Source organism: Rhodococcus sp. OS5, assembly GCF_056837585.1.
In genome coordinates, this window is sequence record NZ_CM166368.1 from 1,024,192 (window position 1) to 1,046,595 (window position 22,404).

Below are 22,404 nucleotides of genomic sequence, written 5' to 3' on the forward strand. Positions count from 1 at the left end.
GCCTTTGCTACTTACTTCGGGACATCGATTGGCGGCCGTACCAGGTCGTTCCGTCGGGGATGGACTACCTGTAATGAGTGAATCACCAAGAGACTCCAGCGCCGAACCTGCCATTGTCGACATCGTCGGCGTCGGGTTCGGTCCGGCCAACCTCGCGTTGGCCATTGCTGTCGAAGAACACAATGCAAATTGTGCGGCCGTTGATCGGGTGAACGCGCGGTTCTTCGAAAAGCAGTCTCAGTTCGCGTGGCATCCCGGGATGCTGCTCGACGGTGCCACCATGCAGATCGCGTTTCCGAAGGACCTGGTGACGTTCCGGAATCCACAGAGCGGATACAGCTTCTTCTCGTATCTGTTCGAGCAGGGTCGACTGGTCGACTTCGTCAACCACCAGACCTTCTTCCCCACGCGCCACGAATTCAACGACTACCTGTGCTGGGCAGCTCGACGAGTCGACGCGGACGTGCAGTTCGGTACAACCGTCGACGGGGTCGAGGGCATCAAGAACTCCGACGGCGTTGTCGATCGCTTTGCGGTTCGCACCGCCGACGGTGAAACGGTGATCGCGCGCAACATCGTTGTCGGAGCCGGACTGAAAGAGCGGATCCCGGAGTGGGCGACGCCTTCGTCGCGGTGCTTCCACAATCACCAGTTCCTCTTCCATCTCGAAGCAATGCCGGAGCCCGTACACAACCGGTTCGTCGTTCTCGGCGCCGGCCAGAGTGCCGCGGAGATCGTGGACTACCTGCACGCGAACTACCCGAACGCCGAAGTTCACAGTGTTTTTGCCCGCTACGGCTACAGCCCGGCAGACGACAGCCCGTACGCGAACCGCATCTTCGATCCCGAAGCCGTCGATCAGCTGCACGGTGCAGACGCCGCGGAACGACGCCGACTGCTCGATCTGCACCGCAGTACCAATTACTCGGTCGTCGACATCGAACTGATCAACAAGCTGTATGCCACCGAATATCAGGAGATGGTTCGTGGGCCGCGGCGACTGTTCATGCGTCGGGCCTCGGAGATCACGAGTGCCGCGGAGACCGAATCCGGCATCGAACTGGCTGTCCGTAGCAATCTCGACGGCTTGACCGACACGCTGGCGTGCGACGCACTCATTCTGGCCACGGGTTTCACCCCGGCACCTCTGGACGATTTGTTGGGTGAACTCGTGCCGGATTCGTCCGTTCCGCGTAACGTCAGTCGGGATTATCGACTGGCTGTAACGGAGGACGTGACAGGCGGTATCTATCTGCAGGGTGGGACAGAACAGACTCACGGATTGACGTCGTCGCTGCTGTCGAACGTGGCAGTGCGGGCGGGGGAGATTCTGGCGTCGGTGCTGAGCCACCAGAACCGAACTGGTGCGCTTGCTAGTCTGGGCGCACAAGACACGTACGTAACGAGTGAGGCGAGATGAGCACTAACCCTTTCGATGACGAAGACGGCCGCTTCTACGTGCTGGTGAACGACGAGGACCAGCACTCGCTGTGGCCCACGTTTTCCGAGGTCCCCGCCGGCTGGCGAGTGGTGTTCGGTGAAGACAGCCGCAAGGCGTGCCTCGAATACGTCGAGGCCAACTGGACCGACATGCGTCCGAAGAGCCTGCGTGAGGCCATGGAAGCCGATCAGGCTGCCGGTGGAAAGCACGCAGTCGAGAGCTGATTCTCTCACCGCTCGGAACCCCCGAGTGAACAGAAAAGGGCTGGGCACCGTCAGGTGCCCAGCTCTTTCTGCTTGAACGACGCCTACTTCTCGGTGACGGGAACTCGACGCCTGCGCTTGCGGACCATCGGGCGACGTAGCGAGTCCACGCGCATCAGAATCCGTGGACGACGCAGCGTGCGCGCTCCCCATTCGCCGAGCGTGACGCCCGCGGCCAGGGCGCAGCCGATGCCGAAGGCCGACAGCAAGGCAGTCAATCCGATCAGTACCTGGTCGTTGAGCAGCGCGTACAGGCCTCGGTACAGCGACAGACCGGGGAGCAGCGGAGTGATGCCTGCGACCGCGACAACCAGCGGAGGCGTCAGTGCGCGGCGAGCCATCAGACCACCGGCAAGACCGACCACGGTTGCGGCGATTGCGGCGGCGATCACGGGACCGACGTCGAGTGTCTGCACGAAGATCGACACACCACTGCCTGCCGCACCGCCCAGGAACGCCGCGGTGAGTGCACGCCTCTCGGCGTAGCAGGCGAGCGCGTAGAACACCGACGCACACGCACCGGAGAGCATGAGGATCGGCAACTGCGTGATGGTGGAGACTTCCACATTGATCGGTGGAAGCGTCGAACCCAACATCCCGGTCATTCGCAACGAGATTGCGACGCCCGCGATGATGCCGCCCGTCATCATCACCACTTCGAAGAATCGCGCGACAGCTGTAATGGGTGCACCCATGATCGCGTCCTGGACCGAGCCCACCAACGACAGCCCGGACAGCAGAACGACCACTCCGGCCGCGATGACCAACGACGGCCGGATACTGATCCCCAGCTGGTCCTGAAATGTATAGAGCGTGGCGGCGGGCGCAGCCGCGATGAGACCACCGACAACCTGCTGGAAGAAGAACGGCAGGCCGAACCGGTTCAGTACGCGGTTGACTCGATCGATGACCATCGTCGTCAGAAACGCGACTGTGGCAACGAGGAACCCGCCGCCGAGCAGGACGGAGACCGAAGCCGCCATCGCAGCCCAGGCCATGGTCGCGGTCCATCGGTTGTACGGGTGCGGCGCCGTCGTGATGGCTGTGAGCGCGTCGTGCGCTTGGTCCGGTGTGATCGCCTCACGGCGGATACGACGTGTCAGACGGTCGACGGCCGCCAGCCGCGTGAAGTCCATCGAGCGGTAGTGGACGATGCGCATCGTGCTCGCCGGCGGTCGCGTCGGGCCGCGATAGGCAGAGAGCACAATCGAGTTGTAAGTGACGTCGACGTCACACTGGGCAAGGCCGTACGTGGCGGCGATGAACTGCACCTGCTCAGCGGTGTCCATGGCCGCGGTTCCGGATGCGAGGAGGACTTCGCCCACCCGAACCGCGAGGTCCAGGACCTCTGCGACGACGGCGTCGTCTGTCAGGTCGATCGGTTGAAGCGGTGCGGGAGCCGACGTGACCGTGTCGACGGTGGCTTGCCGGTTTCCCGTCAGGCGTGTGAGTACTTCGGTGAATTTCGCCATCAGGGGGCGGAGTGGGAGTTGCGCATGGGGCCCACGCTATCTAACGTGACCCGCGCGCGGCCACCGTGACGGCTTGGATATGATGGCTCCGCAAAGTCAGTCGCGGCAACGCGTCGGTCTTCGCCTCCTTAGCTCAGTGGTAGAGCACTCGCCTTGTAAGCGAAAGGTCGTCGGTTCAATCCCGACAGGAGGCTCCGAAAGAGGAGGCACTCACCAATGTGGTGGGTGCCTCTGTATTTGCTGAGGTGCCGATAGGCGCCCGGTTCAGTTGGTCTCGGGCTTGTTCGTAGCCTGGCGCGGGTCGATCGCGCCGTCGATGTACTGCTGGGCGATCACTCGCAGTTTGACGTTGCTGCGCTGCGAGTCCTGGATGAGAATGCGGAAGGCTCGGTCGGCGTCGACGTGGTGGGTGCCCATGATGATGCCCTTGGCCTGTTCGATGACGCCTCGCGATTCGAGTGCTCGCTCGAGGTCCATTGCGTGCTTTCTGGCGATGTCGAGGCGCTGCGAGCTGTGCAGCGCGTAGGCCGAGGTTACGGCGAACAGTTGGAGCAATGCCACGTCGGCGCCGGTGAAACCTCGGAGGTCGTGGCTGTAGAGATTGAGGGTTCCGAGCGGGCGTTCCCGGCCAGGCAGTGGCATGGACAAGAAGCTGACGGCGCCGACTGCCTTTGCCGCGCTTGCGAATTGAGGCCACCGGCTGTGGGCTTCGCTGGCATGTGCGCGGACAACGGTTCCCGTGCGTGACGACGTCACACTCGGTCCGTAGTCCAGTCGGAATTGGATCGAGTCGACGGTGCGAACAAGTTGGTGGGTGGCGGCGACGGTTCGGAATGTCGTGTCCGAACCGCCGATGGTAATTCCGGCCATGTCGGCGTCGGCGATGAGATCGACGGCATGCCTGCAGACTTGTTCGAGAAATTGCTCGGCCTGGGCATGTGGATCGAGGTGCGCGTACAGCGATTGCAGGGCGTCCGAGGCGGCGTCCAGGCTGTCCTGCGACGCGGAATTTCGGCCCCCGGTGGGGCCGCGGTGTCCTCTGGCGATGCGCGGCGCCGTCATTGTCTCAACCACCCTTCCCCATCACGTCGCAGGCATGTCCGATTCGTCTCATTGTTGCACCGGACTAACTGTTGTGCACTCTGTTTCGGTGGACAAGTGTCTGATGGGGCGGACGGTTATGTGAAGTGGTCTGCGTATGCCCAATCGTGATGTTTGATTCGGCCGTTAGCGGGTAGTGCGCCGATCTTGGAATTATGTTGTCCTGCAACAGTTAACGTGGAAACTGCGACCGGGGTACAAGTTTTCTCCGCAATGGCGCGCAGGTCACGAACTTGGCCTATTGTCAGCGCCAGCGCACAATCTTGTACGCGTAACCCGTAGACAGTGAAGGGGATACGACGATGAACGGACTGATCGCGGCTCTGAACAGTGGAATGACCGTTGGCTTGGCCAACACGATCCTGACTTTCGGCGGAATCATCATCAACCTCAACATCGTGATCAACAACTGACCGCGTAATCGGCGAGTAACCGTTTGTTATGCCGATTCGATCGGAAGGTCCGGCCCTGGGCGGTCGCTCTTGCTCTTGAGCCACCGATTGGGAAGTTTGCCGGCAAGTTCTCCGAGTGGACCGACTGCAGCGCTGAGGATTCCGACGGTTTCCTGAAGGACCTCGATGCTCGCGCTCATCCGCTCGAGGTTGGGGGCGAGGGAAGTCAAGGTGTCGGACAGTGCAACGATCTGGTCAAGCGGGCCGCCTTCGGCGATGAGCCGTTCGAAGGCGCCGTTCTCTGCCAGGAGTGTTTCGAGGATGCCGTTCTCGGCCAGTGCGCGATCGATGACACCGTCCTTGGCAGTCAGGCGTTCGACGGCACCGTCTTGCGCTGTCAGGCGTTCCAGCGGACCGTCCTCCGCCATCATTCGGTCGAGGAGACCGTCCGGCGCGAGCAAGCGTTCCAATGCGCCGTTCTCGGCGAGCACCCTATCCAGCGGTCCGCCGGGGGCAAGAAGTCTTTCGAGTGGTCCGCCGGGAGCGAGTAGTCGTTCGAGAGTGCCGTCGGGTGCAGTCAGTTTGTCGACCGGGCCGCCGGGAGAGAGAAGTCGATCGAGTGGCCCACCGGGGGCCAAGGCCTGCCCGATGGGCCGGTCGTCAGCGGTGAGCGATGACAACTGCTGGATCATCTGCATGGGTCCGCGGGGGCTTGCCAAGCCGGCAGCACCCGCCGTCACGGCGCCGGTATTACCGACGGCGATACGAACTGTCGTGACCGTCAGCTCGGCGATTCCCAAACTGATCTCTGCGGCTGCAATGCCCGCGCGTAGGGGAAGCGTGAGCATCTCCAGCAGTTTCATGCGTTAACTGTAACCGGTAACACACAAACACTCACCAGGATCGCCGGTCAGTGAAGGACCTTCAGACCGACGACACAGCCGACGATGCCCAGGATCAGCAGTATCTTGACGATCGACGTGGACTCCGCGCCAGTGATCATCGCATATCCCACGGTCAGGGCGGCGCCGATGCCGACCCAGACCGCGTACGCAGTTCCGATGGGAAGGGTGCGCATTGCATACGCGAGGCCGGCCATACTGACGATCAGGCCGAGGATGAAGACAACGGTGGGTGACATCTTGCTGAATCCGTCGGACTTACCGAGTGCGGTAGCCCAGACAGCTTCGAAAAGTCCGGAAATGACGAGCACGATCCATGCCATGGTGAACAACTCCCAAGGCACCGTCTTTTCGCTGGCCGGGTACGGTGCGCTCGTCCGGATGTCGTCGTTGACCACCCAACCATAGCAACAGAATTCTGCGTTCCGACCCGATCAGCTGGCGATTTAGGTCACCACCGCCGGTCGAACTCTCTTCAGATGGATGGTCGTGATGGCCACCACGATCGTCGCCGTCGCAGCGAGAACAGCCAAAGGAATCGGCGTGTCCACCGAGACGGGACCGTGTTCCTCGAGCGTATCGGTCGACCACCCGAATTCCTGCGAGACAGGGTCCAGGAAGGTCGCTGAAACCGAGAACAAGGTAAGAGCGAAGGGAAATACGGACCCGCTCGAGACTGCTCCGACGGCAACAGGCATGCATGACGTGACGGCCAGTCCCAGCGCAAGCGGGAGGACGAGGACGTAGGCAACCGTGGTCGGGGCGGCATCCAGCAATCCCGAGAGTGCAGTCACGGCAAGGAGTCCCAGCCCGAGTTGCGGCATCGGTCTTCTCCAGCCGACGACGACGCCCAACGCCAGGGCAGCAGCTCCCGCGGGCATCGCCCAGGTCCAGTCGGATGGAAAGGAAATCGAGCTGACCGAAACCGCACTGACTGCCAGTCCGACGAGTACGAAACGACCGTCGTGTGGCGGCAACCGCCAAGCCAGTGCGACGGTAACGGCAACCGCCAATACCACCGCGATCACCCATGACCCAGGTGATGTCGTCGAGCCCAACCACACATAGAGGGCCGTGAATACCAGGGGCAGAACAACTCCCAGCTTCACCAGGCGTGCGTCGATGTCGCCCGGCTCCTGATTCGGTCGTGCGAGTGCGGCGACTCCACCCACGAGAAGAGTTGCGGCGAGCAGAATCCAGACGGGAACCGTGGACGGCACGGGGTAGGAATCGCCCGGAAGTGTGAGCGACCACCTGGGGACGCGATCGCGCCATAAGTCCGCTGCGCCGAAGTACAGGGTCGTCGTGGTTACGCCGAGTCCGAGAGCGGTTTGTGCTCCGCGGTGACCCTTCGTCGGAAATGCCGCTGCCGCGAGGAAAGCGCCTGCTCCGATTGCGTTCAGAGTCACCGAAATCTGGGCGGAGACGGGGACGAATGCAGGTAGCGCGATGGCGAGGGCGCCGACTACAGCGAAGACACTCGCGAGACCGCCACGTCCCCAGCGATGCAGTAGCGCTACGCCGACGGCCGCAACCACCGCGGCAGTTGCTCCCGCCCACTGCGGCGTGATCACCACCGAGATAACGCCGGCGTCGGAGAAGGAGAAGTCGTCAACTCGGGACTCGGCCACTGCGTACGCGGCTACCACACCGCCGACCAGCGCGGACGCCACAGGACCGTAGAGCTGAGCGATTTGAACTGGGCTACGTTGCTGCATAATTCGTCGAATTTTTGCACAACTCGCCTATACGACTTATCGTCACATCGCCGTGCGGATCAATCCACACCGGTTCCCCGTCTCGAAGTCGAGGAACCAGCAGATGGCGTCCTCGACTCGGCCACTGAACGAAGTCGTAGCCGGCCAAATTTGTCTGAACTGCGTCGGCGACCCACACCGCAGCGTCCGCGAATGCAGTTTCGATCGACAGTGCGTTGAAGTAGCTGAATCCGCTGATGTCACGTGTGCCTTGCCAGCCGATCGTGACGTTGTAGTCGCTGTTGATCGAAAATTCCCAGATCAAACGGTCGACAACAACTTCAGGTCCGAATCGCAGGCAACGCAGATCTTGGGCAACACCTGCGAGGGCCTGTGCCCAAGACTCCGGTGGCGCGAAGCCGGGATCCTCGCCGGTATCGGAGTTGTTGGTGAACAGAGGAATACGCCAGGTCAAGCACTCCATGTTCCACAGTGGGGGTAGTGACATGCCGCATCCTTCCGATTCGTGGGCCTGCACCCCAGCTTTTCAGCTGCACCCGGCTTTTCAGCTGCACCCGGCTTTTCAGCTGCACCCGGCTTTTCACCTGTACCTAGTCCATCACATGCACTCGGCCGCTCACAGGAAGCTCCCAGGGAACATACAGCGGGAATCCAGTGGCAGGGGAGAAGATGGTTCTCGTGACCGACAAGACCCCCGAAGCCCGCATCCTCGTTGTCGACGACGAACCCACCATCGTGGAGTTGCTCTCCGTGAGCCTCCGATTCCAGGGTTTCGAGGTGGCAACTGCTTCGAGCGGCGCCCAAGGCCTGGACGTCGCACGGACATTCCGTCCCGACGCGATCGTTCTCGACGTCATGATGCCCGGGATGGACGGCTTCGGTCTGCTTCGACGCCTGCGCGCCGACGGTGTGGACGCGCCGGTCCTGTTTCTGACGGCGAAGGATTCGCTCGACGACAAGATCAGCGGCCTGACCCTCGGCGCGGACGACTACGTGACCAAGCCGTTCAGCCTCGAAGAAGTCGTGACGCGGTTGCGGGTCATCCTGCGCCGCGCCGGTCGCGGGGTCGCGCCGGAGCAGTCGCCGCGGGTGAAGTTCGCCGACATCGAACTCGACGACGACACCCGCGAGGTCTGGAAGAAGGGCGAGTTGGTTGCACTCTCGCCCACCGAGTTCACACTGCTCCGATACTTCATGGTCAACGCCGGGACGGTTCTCAGCAAACCGCGGATTCTCGACCACGTCTGGAATTACGACTTCGGTGGGGAGGTCGGAGTTGTCGAGTCCTACGTTTCCTACCTGCGGCGCAAGGTGGACACGGGGGAGACACCGCTGATTCACACATTGCGTGGGGTCGGCTACGTGATGCGTGAACCGCGGCAATGATCGCCGCCGCGGAAAACGATCAGCTTCCGAAGCGGGGTCGTTTCCGTCTCCATTCACTGCCGCTGCGCTTCACCCTGGTTGCGGCCTTGCTGGTGTTGGCCGCGCTGGGTCTGTTGGCGTCGGGTGTAGCGGTCACTTCTGCTCTCGAGAATTCACTGACCCAGCGAACCGACAAAACGCTGTACGAAGCGGTCGACGGTTGGGCAAAGCCGCACAGCAGAGATCTGCAGCCGCCCAGTGACGTCGGCCCGGGCACCCGCCCACCCAGCCCCTTCTTCGTTCGGACCGTGACCCCGGACGGACGGGTGATCATCCTGAACGACAAGTCGACGACGACCGAACCCGACCTGTCGAAAGATTCCACCAACGGCCCGATCACCGTCGGATCGAGCGACGGTTCGGACGTGAACTGGCGGGTTCTCACGACGGTCCGCGACGGCACGACCACGACTATCGGTGTGCGACTGACGGATAACGAGCAGACCGTCGACGACTTGGTCGGCCTGCAACTCGGCATCGGCCTGGTTGTCCTGCTGATCCTCGGCGGCGCAGCGTATTTCGTGGTTCGTCGGAGCCTCCGTCCGCTTGTCGAAGTGGAGGAAACTGCCGCTGCCATTGCCGCCGGCGACCTTCATCGACGTGTTCCGGAGCGCGATGACCGCACCGAGGTCGGTCGACTGTCCGTGGCGCTCAACGGAATGCTCGCGCAGATTCAGCACGCATTTGCCGCGACCGAGGCTTCGGAGGAATCGGCCCGGCGTTCCGAGGAGAAGATGCGTAGGTTTGTCGGCGACGCGAGCCACGAGTTGCGCACACCCTTGACGACTATTCGTGGGTTCGCCGAGTTGTATCGCCAAGGCGCCATGACTGATACGGAAACGCTGATGAACCGGATCGAGGGCGAGGCGTCGAGGATGGGACTTCTGGTCGAAGATCTGCTCATGCTGGCAAGACTCGACGAACAGCGTCCACTCGAGAACAAGCCTGTGGATCTGCTTGCAGTTGCGGCGGATTCGGTACAGGCGGCACGAGCGATCGCACCGGATCGAACTGTCGAACTTCAGATGACCGGCGGCCCAGGCCTGCCCGAAGTGCATGGTGACGAGGCCAGACTGCGTCAGGTAGTTGCCAATCTGGTGGGCAACGCGATCAAACACACGCCGCCGGATGCGCAGGTCACCGTTCGTGTCGGTACGACCGAGAACTCCGCGGTGGTCGAGGTTTCGGATACCGGTCAGGGTTTGAGTGACGAGGATGCCGCGCGGATCTTCGAGCGTTTCTACCGCGCCGACACCTCTCGCACCCGTGAGACCGGGGGCGCCGGTCTCGGCCTGTCCATCGTTTCGGCGTTGGTTGCAGCGCACGACGGAACCGTCAGCGTCGAGACCTCCCTCGGGCAGGGGACGACGTTCCGCGTCGAATTGCCGCGTGACCCGAAGGACGACTGACGCCGGATTACCGCAACCGGTCCCCTCAAAAGTAGGTGTGCACCGTGCCGACGACGCGGTAATCCGAATCGACCTCGGGAATCAGTGACCACTTGTCGAATGTGGTGCAGGGATGCGAGATTCCGCAACCGAGCAGATCGCCGACCTTCACGTCGAAGTCAGCCGGAACGTCGACGTACGCGTGCTGGTCGTTGAGTGCGGTGATCGTCAGCTCTCGCGCTGATCGGTTGGATCCGTCGCGTCGGCGCCACAGGACTATGGGAAAGCCTGCGTCGGAACCGACATCGCGGCGGCCGAAGCCCAGGATCACCCGTCCGGGTTCAGGTATGGAGAGCACTACACCCCAGACCTCTGCGGCTCCCTGCAGAGTTCGCGGACCGTCAGCCCACGGCGAAGTTTCGGCATAGAGACCGTGATCATGGGTGATATAGCAACCGCTGCGCAGCACGATGCGTACACCGTTGTCGAGTGCCCATCGGCCGGCCAGTTCGCGCACAACGAGATCGTGAAACGCACTGCCGCCGAAAGTGACCAGTGGCTGGGGAGCCTTCGCGGAGTTGTTCTCGAACAGGTTCTCGGCCACACAGATTTCCGTGAAAACCCGCGCGGATTTGAGATACGAATCGACGGAGATACGGCGGGCTGCTACCGAGGCTCCGGGCATCATGCCCTCGAACCCCTCGACTCCGGTGAGTATCAACGAAGGTGCCTGCGATGCTGCGCGTGCAACGTCGAGTGCTTGCTCGACAGTGCGAGCGCCCGCGCGTCCGCTGTCGTAGCCGAGTTCGACGAGAACCCGGATACGGCTGGCCGGTGAGACTTTCGCGATCAACTGTTCCATCAGGCGGACGCTCTCGACCGAGTCCACGAGGGTGGTGACGAAGAAATCGGGGTCGGTGGCCTGGGCGTCACAGATCCACCGAATACCGGCGGGATCGAGAACCTGGCTGGCGATGATGATGGTGTCCACACCGAACTCACGCAGAATGCGTGCCTGCGCAACGGTTGCCGCCGTCATCGCCCAAGCCCCGGCGTCGAGTTGCCGTCGAACCAGTTCGGGGCTCATCGTGGTCTTCGCGTGAGGCGCCAGATCCACATCGTGGTCGGAGCAGAACTGCGCCATGAGGTCGACATTGTGCGCGATCGCTGCACGGTTGAGTGTCATCACGGGTAGCAGGAGGTTGCCGTCGAGTGCCGAGATCCCCAGCGGCTCGAGGTCGGAACCGTCGCGACCTTCGAGGTCGGTGCCGAAGGCCTTGTGCTGCCAACCGATCGGGGGGTTCGCGAAATCCGTCATGGCATCGATTGTGCCGTTGATTGCAGACGATGTGTTCATGTGTGGTGACTTTCTGTCAGAACTATGCAGGTCAGAATGAGATCCGGCTACGAGCGGCGTACCGGGCGACCAGGCAACGCGTCCTGGACCACGACACCGTCTTCGACGACGGGTACTCCGCCGACCAGCACGCGGCTGATACCGGTGGAGGGGCGGGTGCCGTCGATGTACGTGGCGTTGTCGGTAATTCGCTCGGGGTCGAAAACGAGGATGTCCGCGTCGCTACCGGGGCTGATCCGACCTTTCGTCGCCATCGAGGGAACCGACTCCTCCAGAATCTGCGCAGGGATCAACGAGCAGCGCGCGATTATCTCCGACAGCGACAGCAGTCGACGCTCGCGGTACAGCGTACGAATCGCACGTGCATAGGTGCCTGCGCCGCGGGGGTGGCCGAGTGCCTTCTCCGGCAGTGGCCACTGCAATGAGTCGGCAGGCGAACGGCCGGGCCAGGTCAGTGGCATCGCGTCGCTCGCGATGGCGGCGCGATCGAAAGTCATCGCCCGTTCGAGGAATTCGCGCTGCACGGTGTCGTTCTCGTCGAGGAACTCCACCAGCACCAGTCCACCGGGGTCGGTGGCCCGAAGATGTTCCAGCTGCTTGCGGTCCGCGATACGTTCACCGGTGGGTACGAATGTCAGCGACCGTGGTGTCAGATTCATCAGGTGCAGCTTGTCGGGATCGAGAAATGCAGCTCCGACGGCCGTCGACCCGGAACCGTACGGATACGCCTCCGTCGTGACGCGCGATCCGGCTGCCTGAACCTGTGCCACCACCGACAGCGCGTGGTCGACGTGCATTCCCGAGGTGCTGTTGACGTGGCAGTAGTGCATGTGTGCGCCGGTTTCGGCTGCTGCACGGGCGATTTCGACGGCACCATCCACCGGGCTCGACGGATCGGCCGAGATGAGAGGGCGCGCATGGGTATAGGTGGGAACACCGGCTCGCGCCGCGAGATCCGCCACCTGTAGGTACTCCACCGGATCGGATTTCGGCGCGTACCCGACCACCACGCCGATGCCGAGAGCGCCTGCGGCCAGATCGTTTTCGAGGAGTTCGAGAATGTGGGCGCGCTGAGAGGCGGTGGGCTCGCCCTGCCAGCTCGGGGAACCGAGATGGTGCAGGAGCGTTCTGATGTCGCCGTCGGGATCGGCCCCTGAGAGTTCGATCATTCGGGCGTGCGCCCACGACGTCGCGTAGCCGTAGTTGATCGGGCGGCCCTCGGCGCCGGCCCGGGCATATGCCTTTGCAACAGGAATGACGCCGGCTTCCAGTTCGAGGGCCGTCGTGACTCCGTCCAATGCCTGAAGTCGCTGCTCGGCGATTTCCTGTCCGTGGCTGTGCAGGTCGATGAATCCGGGGCAGATGACCTGACCGGTCACGTCGATCGTCTGCCGGGCTTCGATCGCGTCGCGACCCCACGCCGAGACCTTGCCGTCGGTGATCGCGATGCCCCGTACCTCGTCTGTCCCCGATGCGGGATCGACGACACGGCCGCCGGTGAACACGATGTCGTGGACCTGCATCAGCGCTGCACTCCTGTCGTTGGTCGAACCGCCTGGCCCGGCGAATGTCCCGATGGTTTCACGGCTCGGGTATCGGATTCTGGTGTGAACGTCCCAAATGGAGGCCGACTCACCGTTCGAGCGGACAAGAAACGGATGCGCTCGAGTGTGAAGGTGAAAGCGAAGTTATCAATTCAGCCGATTGAGATCGATGGAGGACAGGAATGCACGTCTATATTTCGGTGGACATGGAGGGTATCGCGGGTATCGCGACGCTCGATCAGACGATCCGCGGCGGTGGCGGCTACCACCGTGCGCAGATGCTCATGACCGCCGAGACCAATGCCGCGATCGCCGGTGCGTTCGACGCCGGTGCGACGAGCGTCCTGGTCAACGACAGCCACGGAACGATGGACAATCTGCTTCACGCCGACCTGGATCCACGGGCGCGTCTGATCTTCGGAACACCGAAGATGCAGTGCATGGCGGAGGGACTGACGTCCGATCACGACGTCGCGCTGTTTGTCGGCTATCACGCACCCGCCGGTGGGCCCGGCGTCCTGGCGCACACGTTCTCGAGCTTGTTCGCCGACGTCCGCCTCGACGGCAAGTCCGTCTCGGAGACCGACGTCAACACCCTCTACGCTGCCACCCAGGGCGTTCCCGTCGGCCTGGTGACGGGTGACGACATCATCTGCGGCTTGGTCGACGCGGCCTCGCCGACAACCGAGACCGTCGAGGTCAAGAAGGCACATGGATGGTCGGCAACCAATTCGCTGCCGCCGTCGCTGGCGTGCGAGCAGATCCGAGCAGGAGCCGAGCGCGCAGTGCGTAAGGCCGACACACTGAAGCCGGTCGAGCTGCGTGACGAATGGACCCTCGAGATCGTTCACCCCACCACCACGGGAGCTGAACTCGCCGAGGCTGTTCCCGGCTCGCGACGGATTTCGGATCGTACGATTTCGCACACACTCGGCAGCGTCGACGACATTCTCGGTCTGATCACTGTCAATGCCCGGCTTGCAGCCGCAGGCGTCTCGACGATCGTGGCAGTCGCCAATCGCACGTAGTGAAGTAGCGACTCCATCGCGAAATGCCGCCGACGCCGTGTGCGCCGGCGGCATTTGTCATCTCTTGGGGCAGAACATGTTCCGACCGACCAATCGTTGCTTCGGCTATTGGTGAAACGGACCAATGCGGTAGACGTGTTCGCTGTCACACTTCATCAGTCTTTTCAATGTTCCAGTCCATGCGGCACAAGACAATTCGGGAGGCTTGATGAAGGCGGAACGCGTCACAGTGGAAGGACCGTCGCGGGCGAGCGACGGTCCGGTTCGAAATATGATGGACAACAGGTCGATTCGTCGTACGACCACCGTTACGGTGGGGCTGCTCAGTACCATCTGGTTGATCGACATGGTGGATCGCGTCATGATCGGGCTTGCGCTTCCGATGATCGGCGACGAATTCTCGCTCAGCAGTACGCAGTTGGGTGGCGTGGTCTCGGTATTCGCGATCTTCTACATGCTCGGGCAGGTCCCCGGCGGAATGTTGGCCGACCGCTTCGGACCCAGGCCCCTGTTGATCGTTGCTTTGATCCTGTGGTCGGTGTTCACAGCGTTGACAGGGTTCGCGTGGGGTCTCGTCTCGCTGATGGTCATGCGTGCGATGTTCGGCATCAGCCAGGGGCTCTTTCCAGCGGCGTCGTTCAAGGCTTTGGCTGAGCGGACGCGTCCGAAAACCAGAGCGACCGCGATGGGTTTCATGCTCGGCGCCAACAACCTCGGCCCCGGCATCGCACCGCTGATCATCGCGCCGGTCCTCATGGCCGTGGGGTGGCGTGACGCGTTCTGGCTGGTGGCGATCGTCGGCGCAGTGATCGGCACGGTGGTGTGGTTGGTGCTGCCCGCACCGCTGGACACGGAAATCTCGGAAGATCCCGAGGCAGCCTTGCAACCTCTGGCGAGCGAGCACTCTCGCGCCGCGGTGTTCAAGTCCGCGTCGGTGTGGAAGTTCGCGATTCTGTTCTGCCTGGCCAACATGTCCGCGTACGGGCTGATGACCTGGGTGCCGAGTTATCTGCTCAACGACAAGGGACTCTCGCTGATCGACACGGGAATCTTTGCCGCAATTCCCTTCATCGTCACGGCGCTGGCCACGATTGTGGGCGGGCGGTTGGTGGACAAGTACTTCCACGACCGGGCCAGGATCCTTCTGGTTCCGTGTATGGCCACGTCGGCAGTCCTTTTGTTCCTGATGACCACCGCTGACACCGTCGCGATGTTCACGTTCTACGAGACGTTGGCTCTAGGCATCAGCGGTCTGTGTTCGATGTCGATCTTCGCGATGCCGTTGCGGGCACTTCCGGCCGAATTCCTCGGTTCCGGAATGGGTTTGATCAACGGTTGTGGTCAGTTCGCCGGTTTCATCACCCCGCTCGTGATGGGATGGATGGTGGACCAGTTCTCGTACATGGCTGCATTCGGAGTCCTGGTCGGAGCGACGAGCGCTGCCGCATTGGTGGCCATGATCGTTCCGCAGACCCCGGCGAAATTCTGACAAGGAGACCGAAGATGTCGGCAACGGACGGCACACGAAAGATCGAAGACGACGTCGTCACCGATTTCTCCGGGAAGATGAGTTACGGGGCCTACCTCGGACTCGATACCCTCCTGGATTCGCAGCACCCGGTGAGCGAGCCGGAACACCACGACGAACTCTTGTTCATCATTCAGCACCAGACCAGCGAGTTGTGGCTCAAGCTGTTTCTCCACGAGATTCGGGCGGCCAGAGCAGCGATCGCTGCCGACGACATTCGGGTCGCGTTCAAGCGGATCGCACGTGTCAAACACATTCAGGCCACCTTGACCGAGCAGTGGTCGGTGCTGGCGACACTGACGCCGGCGGAGTATGCGGAGTTCAGGGGCGTTCTCGGCAACTCGTCGGGGTTCCAGTCGTACCAGTACCGCGCCGTGGAATTCGTGCTCGGAAACAAGAACGCGGGCATGCTGAAGGTGTTCGAATCGGATCCGTCCGCCCATCGATTGTTGGAGACCCTGCTCGGGGAGCCGACACTGTACGACGAGTTCTGGCGGTACCTGTCCAGGCAGGGGTACGACGTTCCGGCGTCGGCTCTCGAACGAGACGTCAGCGCGCCCTACGTGCGAAACGACGAACTGATTCCGCTGGTCAAAGCAATCTACGAGAACGTCGAACAGCACTGGACGGCGTACGAGGCGTTCGAGGAGTTGGTCGACCTCGAGGAGAGCTTTCAGCTGTGGCGGTTCCGGCACCTTCGGACCGTGCTGCGGGTGATCGGCATGAAGAAGGGGACCGGCGGTTCGAGTGGTGGTGCCGGCTTCCTGCAACGTGCGCTGGAGTTGAGCTTCTTTCCCGAGCTGTTTGCCGCCCGAACAGAGATCGGTACCTGACACACCTGCTTGATGACACCCAGCTGTTCGTGACACACGACGAATCCGAGCCCGAAGGACAGGAGTCTTGGACAAGATCCGACAGGGTCGCTTCGACCAAGCTTGACTGCGAAGTTGCAAGTCGGTGACAGGAGAGCGTCGGAGTGGACAAGAAATCAATGGTGGCAGACCTGGCGGCGTTGGTAACCGCCGAGTCGCCCAGTTCCGATCTCGGCGCAGTCGATGCATGTGCGGACGTGGTGGCCGAAATCGGCGAACGCCACCTCGGAAGCACCCCCGAACGTATCCGCATAGACGGGCGCCAGCACTTGCGTTGGTCGTTCGGCGCGGAGCCGAAGGTGATGCTCCTGGGCCATTTCGACACCGTCTGGCCGCTCGGAACGCTCGCGGAGTTGCCCTGGTCTGTCACCGACAACATCGCCACCGGACCCGGAGTCTTCGACATGAAGGCCGGCATCGTCCAGCTCTTCCACGCGCTCGCATCGCTTCCGTCGCTCGACGGGGTGGTCGTGCTCCTCAATTCCGACGAGGAAATCGGCTCCCCGACCTCGCGCGCACTGATCGAGGAGCAAGCACGTCAGGTCGACGCGGTGCTGGTCCTCGAAGCCGCAGCCGACGGCGCAGTGAAGACCGCGCGCAAGGGTATGTCGCTGTACTGCGTCGACATCGAGGGACGCGCTGCACACGCCGGACTGGAACCGGAACGAGGTGTGAACGCTGTAGTGGAGCTCGCACACCAGATTCAGGCCGTGGTGGAGCTCGCGGACCCGGCGGCGGGAACGTCGGTGGTTCCGTCCGTGATCAGTGGCGGCACGACCACCAATACTGTTGCAGCGCAAGCGCAACTGTGGTGTGACGTTCGCATGTGGTCGGCGAAGGAACAGGAACGCATCGACCGTTCGATCCGTGCACTGACACCGGCGCTGGCCGAAAGTCGAATTTCGGTGTCCGGAGGCCCCAACCGTGGACCACTGGAATCAGTGTCTTCGGAGAAGCTGTACTTTCTCGCTCACCAGGTCAGCAGTGAGAGCGGTTTGGGGATGCTGCGCGACTGCGCCGTCGGCGGTGCATCGGACGGAAATTTCACTGCCGCAGTAGGAACTCCCACGTTGGACGGCCTCGGTGCCGTCGGCGGTGGCGCCCACGCAGCGACAGAACACGTAGAGATAGATCAGATGATCCCGCGCGCCACCTTGTTGGCCGGTCTGGTGACTCGAATCCTGGAGGGAGGACTGTGACGATGACGTCGCCGAACAATGTCCAACGCAAGACCGTTCAACCATTCGGAGGTGTATCGCCTTCACGGATGCGGCAAGCAATCAGCCAGGCCGAGCAGGCCGCCCTGCTTGCATGTGTGACTATCGAAACCGTCACCGGGCATGCCGAGTTGGAACAGGTATTCGGTCTGTTCGAGAAGGTATGGCAGCCGGAGAGCGGTAACCCTCCCGTCCATCGGGACATGATGAAAGCGCTCGCACACTCCGGTAACTACGTCGCCGGCGCGTTTCGTGGTGGAGACTTGATCGGCGGCTCGGTTGCATTCTTCGAGGAACCGCAACATCGTTCTTTGCATTCACACATCACGGGGATCCTCCCGAACGTGCAGAACGGGCACATCGGCCTCGCGTTGAAACTGTTCCAGCGAGCGTGGGCACTGGAACGGGGAATTCTCCACGTGCGGTGGACTTTCGACCCGCTCGTCGCACGCAATGCCTACTTCAACGTCTCGAAACTCGGTGCGTTCCCGATCCAGTATCTGCCGCGTTTCTACGCGCCGATGAACGACAGTCTCAACGGCGGCGCAGACAGCGACCGATTGCTGATCGACTGGGAAATCGGTAGTAGCAAGGTTGCCGACGTCGTCGCCGGTTCGGGAGAAGTCCCGACTCCCGAGTCCTTGGGGGCGAGCGAACTGTTGTCGATCTCCGAAGCCGGCCTGCCCGTGTTGAAGTCGACCAAGAATCGATTCGTCACGGTGGCTACACCGAATGACGTGTACACACTGCGTAAGTCGGACCCGGCGGCGGCGAACGACTGGCGCCTGGCAGTCCGCGAGACTCTCGGTGGTGTGCTCGCCGAGAACGGAGTGGTTCTCGCAGTTACCAGAACCGGAAAGTACGTGCTGGACCGTGCGCCGGGAACACAGGCAGGCAGGACAACAGCGGAGGTTACATCGTGAAGATCGACGGAGTTGAATTACGCCGGGCGGCAATGCCGTTGAAAGCGCCGTTCCGTACCTCGTTCGGCACCGAGACCACCAAGGACGTGTTGTTCGTCAAGGTGGTCACCTCGGAGTCGGAGGGCTGGGGCGAGTGCGTGGCGATGTCCGAGCCTCGCTACTGCTCCGAATACACGGACGGCGCCGCCGAAGTCCTTCGTAAGTTCCTGATTCCGTCTCTGGGTGAACTCACCGATCCCGACGTGCACGCACTGAGCGCGACGATGGAACAGTTCGCCGGGCACCCCATGGCCAAAGCGGCACTGGAAACCGCATTTCTCGACGCCGAGTTACGGGCTGCCGGGACGAGCATGTCTTCGTACCTGGGCGCGGTAGTCGATCGCGTACCGGCGGGTGTCTCGGTGGGTATCAAGAATTCGATCGATGAGCTGCTAGAGGAGGTAGGCGGGTTCCTCGATGCCGGGTACCTGCGCATCAAACTGAAGATCGAACCGGGCTGGGACATCGAGCCGGTTCGCGCCGTCCGCGAGAGGTTCGGCGACGACGTACTCCTCCAGGTCGACGCGAACACCGCGTACACCCTGGCTGACGCCCGTCATCTTCAGCGACTCGACGACTTCGACCTCCTGCTGATCGAGCAGCCGCTTCCCGAAGAGGAACTGCGCGGCCACGCCAGGCTGGCCGAGATGATGCGGACGCCGGTCTGCCTCGACGAGTCGATCACCTCCGCGAAGGTCACGGCCGACGCGCTGGCCATCGGTGCGTGCAGCGTGGTGAACATCAAACCGGGACGTGTGGGCGGTTATCTGGAATCGCGTCGTATCCACGACGTCTGCAAGGCCAACGGAATTGCCGTGTGGTGCGGCGGAATGCTCGAGACCGGAATCGGCAGGGCCGCCAACGTCGCGCTTGCCGCGCTCCCCGGATTTGCCCTACCAGGCGATACATCGGCTTCCGACCGGTACTTCGCCGAAGACATCACCGAGCCGTTCGTACTCGACAACGGTTACGTGAAGGTTCCGGAAGGACCGGGCATCGGCGTCGAACCGATCCCCGACCTGCTCGAAGCAATTACCACGTCGGTCGAATGGATCGGCATGGATCGGCTTTGACGAATCACTATGACACACTTCGTTCACCGGACGAAGGAGTGATAGACGTGGGCACCGTACGACCTCGCATCAGTTTGGTGCGGCTTCTCGAAGACGTGGGAACTACGGTGCTGAATCCGGTTGTCGGCGACCCGGAGGCGGTCCAGGAGATCGCCTCGGTGGTCATTCACGACCCCGACGACGACTCACCCTCGACACCGGACTCCATGGTGCTGCTCGTCGGCGTCACCGGAGGCGAACGTATCGCGGAGTCCGTGGCCGGCCTGGCCGAGCGCGGAGTACGCGTGGTGGTCGCGCGAGTGACCACCGAGGTCAGCGATGCGGACCGCGAATCCGTCATCGCCTCGGGCGTCGTGCTGTTGGCCTTGGCGCGTGGAGTCTCGTGGGTTCAGCTGACAAGCCTGCTTCATTCGGTGCTCTCGGCCCGAAACGAAGTCGGGCACATCCACTCACGCGGAGGTGGCCCGGCCGGCGATCTGTTCGCCTTCGCCAACGCTGTCAGCGCACTTCTCGATGCGCCGATCACGATCGAGGACCGCAGCTCACGGGTCATCGCCTTCTCCGGCCGCCAGGAAGAAGGAGACGGTCCACGTATCGCGACCGTTCTGGAGCGGCAAGTTCCTGACCAGTACATTCGAGTGCTCGAAGAGGCCGGGGTCTTCGACCGGCTCTATCGCAGCGACGATCCGGTGTGGGTCTCGGCCGAGACCCTCGGTACCAAAATGGGTCGTATCGCCGTGTCCATCAGAGCCGGGGACGAGTTCCTCGGCTCCATGTGGGTGGCAACCGGTGAGCCGATGTCCGACGACCGGATGCGTGCTCTGCGCGATTCAGCCGGGTTGATCGCGCTGCAGATGTTGCGGTTGCGCGGCGGCGCCGACGCCGAGCGCCGACTGCGCGCAGACCTGATCGCAACCCTTCTCGACGGTGGGTCAGGTGCGGTCGACGCGATGAATCGCCTCGGCCTCGGGACCGGCCCCGCACTCGTGATGGCTTTGGGTCGTAGGTCTTTCGAAGGATCGTCGAAGCCGGACGATGCCGCCCACGTGGTGCGACTGACCGACGCTCTGGCCATGCACCTCGGCGCCGTCCACTCGCAGTCGGCGGCAGCCTTGGTCAACGGAACCGGCTACGCGGTGCTGTCTGTACGAGGGCATTCCCCGGCCGAAGCCGAGTTGCAGGCGTTCCGTGTGGCCTCGGACTTCCTGGACCGCACCGGAGCGTCCGGCGACACGATCATCGGGATCGGCCGGGTCGTGACCAGACCGGCGCAGCTGAGCCGATCGAAGCGCGACGCCGAACATGCCCTCGAAGTGTTGTTGGCGGGACGAGCGTCGGGCAGCGTCGCCACCTTCAGTAGCGTCCACGTCGATGCCATCCTGTTGGAGATCGCGTCGGAAGCTGCAGCCGAAGGGTTCTCGGACCTCGGACCGATCGAGGCGATCGCCAGCCACGACGCCGCTCATGCGACCTCGTTCGTGGACACTCTCGATGCGTGGCTCAACGCGTTCGGTGATGTCGGTGACGCCGCGGCGTCATTGCACGTGCACCCCAACACCTTTCGGTATCGCCTCAGCAAGTTGAAGGGTATGGCCGCGTTGGATCTCGACGACCCCAACGTCCGCTTCCGGTTGATGGTGCATCTTCGTCTGCGCGGTCCACGCTAGCTCGAAAGCCGAAAAATGCGGGTCGCACTGATTTCTCAGCGCGACCCGCATTCTTTGTCAGTGGGTTCGGATCAGCTGTTGTTGCGAAGTGCTTCGACAGCGATGCGGCCGACGGTTCCGATGGAGGCGTCGATCTTCGGGGCGCGGTGGGTGAGCTCGTGGGACTTGGTGAAGACACCGACGGCGTAGCGCTTGCCGTCCGGGTACGCCACGACGCCGGCTTCGTTTCGTACCAGTCCCAGCGTTCCGGTCTTGGCGGCGACAGTGACCTCGTCGGGGAAACCAGACGAAAGGCGGTGCGGCCAGACCTGCTTGCTCATGATGGTTCGGACCTCTTCACAAGCCGATGCGGGGCCGGCTTCGTCCCTCCAGATTGCAGCCAGCAACATTGTGATCTCACGAGGAGTACTGGAATTGGAGCGGGCGGGATCCATGACGGAAATTGTCCGAAGAATTTCGATGGGGGGCATTTCCAGCAAGGTGCCCTTGTCGACGCCGAGGTCGTCGTAGACCGTCTTGAAGAGGCCTCGGCAGTCACGGACCAAGTTGGTCTTCTCCAAACCGAGCCCGCGCAGCGTTGCGACGATGTTGTCGAGTCCGAGACGCTCGTACAAGAAATCCGTGGCGGCGTTGTCGCTGAAGCTCATCATGAGCAGAGCGAGGTCTCGCCAGCTTGCAGTCACGTCGTCGGCGCAGCCGCCGATACCGATGCCGCCGGAGCGGAACTCGGAGGTCACCGTGGCGTGCTCGGTCGGATCAAGGGTGCCTGCCGCTACTTCACGGGCGTACTGAAGCACAACAGGAATCTTGAAAACGGAGGCGAGGATGACACCTTCGTCCGCGCCGTAGCCGAACTCTTCGCCGGAATCGATGTCGCGTGCGTGGACGTAGGCATCGGTCTTCGCTTCGGCGAGTACAGCAGCGATCTCCTGCTGTGCGCTCTCAACGTACGTGGCGGTTTCGGTCATTCGAGAAGCCCTTTCGTCGGTATCCATGTATCTGGGTTATTCGTGGATCTGACGATAGTGAGTCGACGACGGGGGGTCTTGTACGA

At 62.4% G+C, this 22,404-nt stretch carries 20 protein-coding genes, 1 tRNA gene and 1 riboswitch; of the genes, 12 read left to right on the top strand and 9 right to left on the bottom strand.

The features are described from left to right. Positions 1-73: 73 nt before the first annotated feature. Together ACVZUB_RS04735 and ACVZUB_RS04740 are read left to right on the top strand one after the other, a co-directional pair. On the top strand, positions 74-1,420 hold the full coding sequence (locus tag ACVZUB_RS04735) for a lysine N(6)-hydroxylase/L-ornithine N(5)-oxygenase family protein (protein WP_482628174.1): 1,347 nt from the start codon (positions 74-76) through the stop codon (positions 1,418-1,420). Further along, the gene (locus ACVZUB_RS04740; protein ID WP_003945538.1) at positions 1,417-1,665 is read left to right on the top strand and encodes an MbtH family protein; all 249 of its coding nucleotides are present in this window, start codon (positions 1,417-1,419) and stop codon (positions 1,663-1,665) included. The genes ACVZUB_RS04735 and ACVZUB_RS04740 overlap by 4 nt, the downstream gene beginning before the upstream one ends. 83 nt (positions 1,666-1,748) lie before the next feature. On the opposite strand, the gene ACVZUB_RS04745 is transcribed toward ACVZUB_RS04740, so the two are convergent. Beyond that, positions 1,749-3,176 (bottom strand): threonine/serine exporter family protein, encoded by a 1,428-nt coding sequence (locus tag ACVZUB_RS04745; RefSeq protein WP_007734361.1) that lies wholly within the window; start codon positions 3,174-3,176, stop codon positions 1,749-1,751. Between the two features lie 122 nt (positions 3,177-3,298). Between ACVZUB_RS04745 and ACVZUB_RS04750 the strand changes: the two genes are divergently transcribed. Further along, positions 3,299-3,370: transfer RNA gene (locus tag ACVZUB_RS04750), tRNA-Thr, on the top strand. 70 nt (positions 3,371-3,440) lie between these two features. Here the strand turns inward: ACVZUB_RS04750 and ACVZUB_RS04755 are convergent. The 5 genes from ACVZUB_RS04755 to ACVZUB_RS04775 all read right to left on the bottom strand — a co-directional run bounded on the left by ACVZUB_RS04755 (position 3,441) and on the right by ACVZUB_RS04775 (position 7,776). Continuing rightward, the gene (locus ACVZUB_RS04755) at positions 3,441-4,238 is read right to left on the bottom strand and encodes a GAF and ANTAR domain-containing protein (protein WP_003945473.1); all 798 of its coding nucleotides are present in this window, start codon (positions 4,236-4,238) and stop codon (positions 3,441-3,443) included. 478 nt (positions 4,239-4,716) lie between these two features. Then, positions 4,717-5,532: a hypothetical protein gene (locus ACVZUB_RS04760; RefSeq protein WP_003945831.1), complete on the bottom strand. Its 816-nt coding sequence runs from the start codon at positions 5,530-5,532 to the stop codon at positions 4,717-4,719. Between the two features lie 47 nt (positions 5,533-5,579). Next, positions 5,580-5,894 (bottom strand): DMT family transporter, encoded by a 315-nt coding sequence (locus ACVZUB_RS04765; protein ID WP_058039307.1) that lies wholly within the window; start codon positions 5,892-5,894, stop codon positions 5,580-5,582. Between the two features lie 14 nt (positions 5,895-5,908). After that, positions 5,909-5,974, bottom strand: a riboswitch (guanidine-III (ykkC-III) riboswitch). Positions 5,975-6,017: 43 nt separating this feature from the next. Beyond that, positions 6,018-7,289 (bottom strand): hypothetical protein, encoded by a 1,272-nt coding sequence (locus ACVZUB_RS04770; RefSeq protein WP_482628175.1) that lies wholly within the window; start codon positions 7,287-7,289, stop codon positions 6,018-6,020. Beyond that, the gene (locus ACVZUB_RS04775; protein ID WP_482628176.1) at positions 7,276-7,776 is read right to left on the bottom strand and encodes a hypothetical protein; all 501 of its coding nucleotides are present in this window, start codon (positions 7,774-7,776) and stop codon (positions 7,276-7,278) included. Before ACVZUB_RS04775 ends, ACVZUB_RS04770 begins: the two co-directional genes overlap by 14 nt. 182 nt (positions 7,777-7,958) lie before the next feature. Here ACVZUB_RS04775 and ACVZUB_RS04780 point away from each other — a divergent pair, with 182 nt between their 5' ends. After that, complete coding sequence (locus tag ACVZUB_RS04780; protein WP_007734368.1) at positions 7,959-8,675, top strand: response regulator transcription factor; 717 nt, start codon at positions 7,959-7,961, stop codon at positions 8,673-8,675. Next, positions 8,672-10,123 (top strand): sensor histidine kinase, encoded by a 1,452-nt coding sequence (locus ACVZUB_RS04785; protein WP_003945873.1) that lies wholly within the window; start codon positions 8,672-8,674, stop codon positions 10,121-10,123. The genes ACVZUB_RS04780 and ACVZUB_RS04785 overlap by 4 nt, the downstream gene beginning before the upstream one ends. Before the next feature lie 25 nt (positions 10,124-10,148). On the opposite strand, the gene ACVZUB_RS04790 is transcribed toward ACVZUB_RS04785, so the two are convergent. Then, positions 10,149-11,459: an alanine racemase gene (locus tag ACVZUB_RS04790; protein WP_047269583.1), complete on the bottom strand. Its 1,311-nt coding sequence runs from the start codon at positions 11,457-11,459 to the stop codon at positions 10,149-10,151. A gap of 47 nt (positions 11,460-11,506) precedes the next feature. Then, positions 11,507-12,982, bottom strand: coding sequence for an amidohydrolase family protein (locus ACVZUB_RS04795; RefSeq protein ID WP_058039182.1), 1,476 nt, complete (start codon positions 12,980-12,982; stop codon positions 11,507-11,509). Positions 12,983-13,185: 203 nt separating this feature from the next. Here ACVZUB_RS04795 and ACVZUB_RS04800 point away from each other — a divergent pair, with 203 nt between their 5' ends. From ACVZUB_RS04800 to ACVZUB_RS04830, 7 genes are all read left to right on the top strand, one after another. Beyond that, positions 13,186-14,031 carry a M55 family metallopeptidase gene (locus ACVZUB_RS04800; RefSeq protein ID WP_007734371.1) on the top strand — a complete coding sequence of 282 codons (846 nt, stop codon included), beginning with the start codon at positions 13,186-13,188 and terminating at the stop codon, positions 14,029-14,031. A gap of 208 nt (positions 14,032-14,239) precedes the next feature. Beyond that, positions 14,240-15,520 carry an MFS transporter gene (locus ACVZUB_RS04805; RefSeq protein ID WP_037132270.1) on the top strand — a complete coding sequence of 427 codons (1,281 nt, stop codon included), beginning with the start codon at positions 14,240-14,242 and terminating at the stop codon, positions 15,518-15,520. Positions 15,521-15,534: 14 nt separating this feature from the next. Beyond that, positions 15,535-16,392 carry a tryptophan 2,3-dioxygenase gene (locus ACVZUB_RS04810; protein ID WP_003945883.1) on the top strand — a complete coding sequence of 286 codons (858 nt, stop codon included), beginning with the start codon at positions 15,535-15,537 and terminating at the stop codon, positions 16,390-16,392. A 143-nt stretch (positions 16,393-16,535) separates the two neighbouring features. Further along, positions 16,536-17,630, top strand: a complete 1,095-nt coding sequence (locus ACVZUB_RS04815) for a M20 family metallopeptidase (RefSeq protein WP_003945833.1) — start codon at positions 16,536-16,538, stop codon at positions 17,628-17,630. Between the two features lie 68 nt (positions 17,631-17,698). Beyond that, positions 17,699-18,571, top strand: coding sequence for a GNAT family N-acetyltransferase (locus ACVZUB_RS04820; protein WP_312638434.1), 873 nt, complete (start codon positions 17,699-17,701; stop codon positions 18,569-18,571). Continuing rightward, a complete protein-coding gene (gene menC / locus ACVZUB_RS04825) occupies positions 18,568-19,683 on the top strand; it encodes an o-succinylbenzoate synthase (protein WP_218695516.1) in 1,116 nt (371 codons plus the stop codon). Before ACVZUB_RS04820 ends, menC begins: the two co-directional genes overlap by 4 nt. Positions 19,684-19,730: 47 nt before the next feature. Continuing rightward, positions 19,731-21,350, top strand: a complete 1,620-nt coding sequence (locus ACVZUB_RS04830) for a PucR family transcriptional regulator (protein ID WP_003945928.1) — start codon at positions 19,731-19,733, stop codon at positions 21,348-21,350. A gap of 71 nt (positions 21,351-21,421) precedes the next feature. Here the strand turns inward: ACVZUB_RS04830 and ACVZUB_RS04835 are convergent, their stop codons facing one another. Further along, positions 21,422-22,318, bottom strand: coding sequence for a serine hydrolase (locus tag ACVZUB_RS04835; protein ID WP_054188096.1), 897 nt, complete (start codon positions 22,316-22,318; stop codon positions 21,422-21,424). Positions 22,319-22,404: the final 86 nt, after the last annotated feature.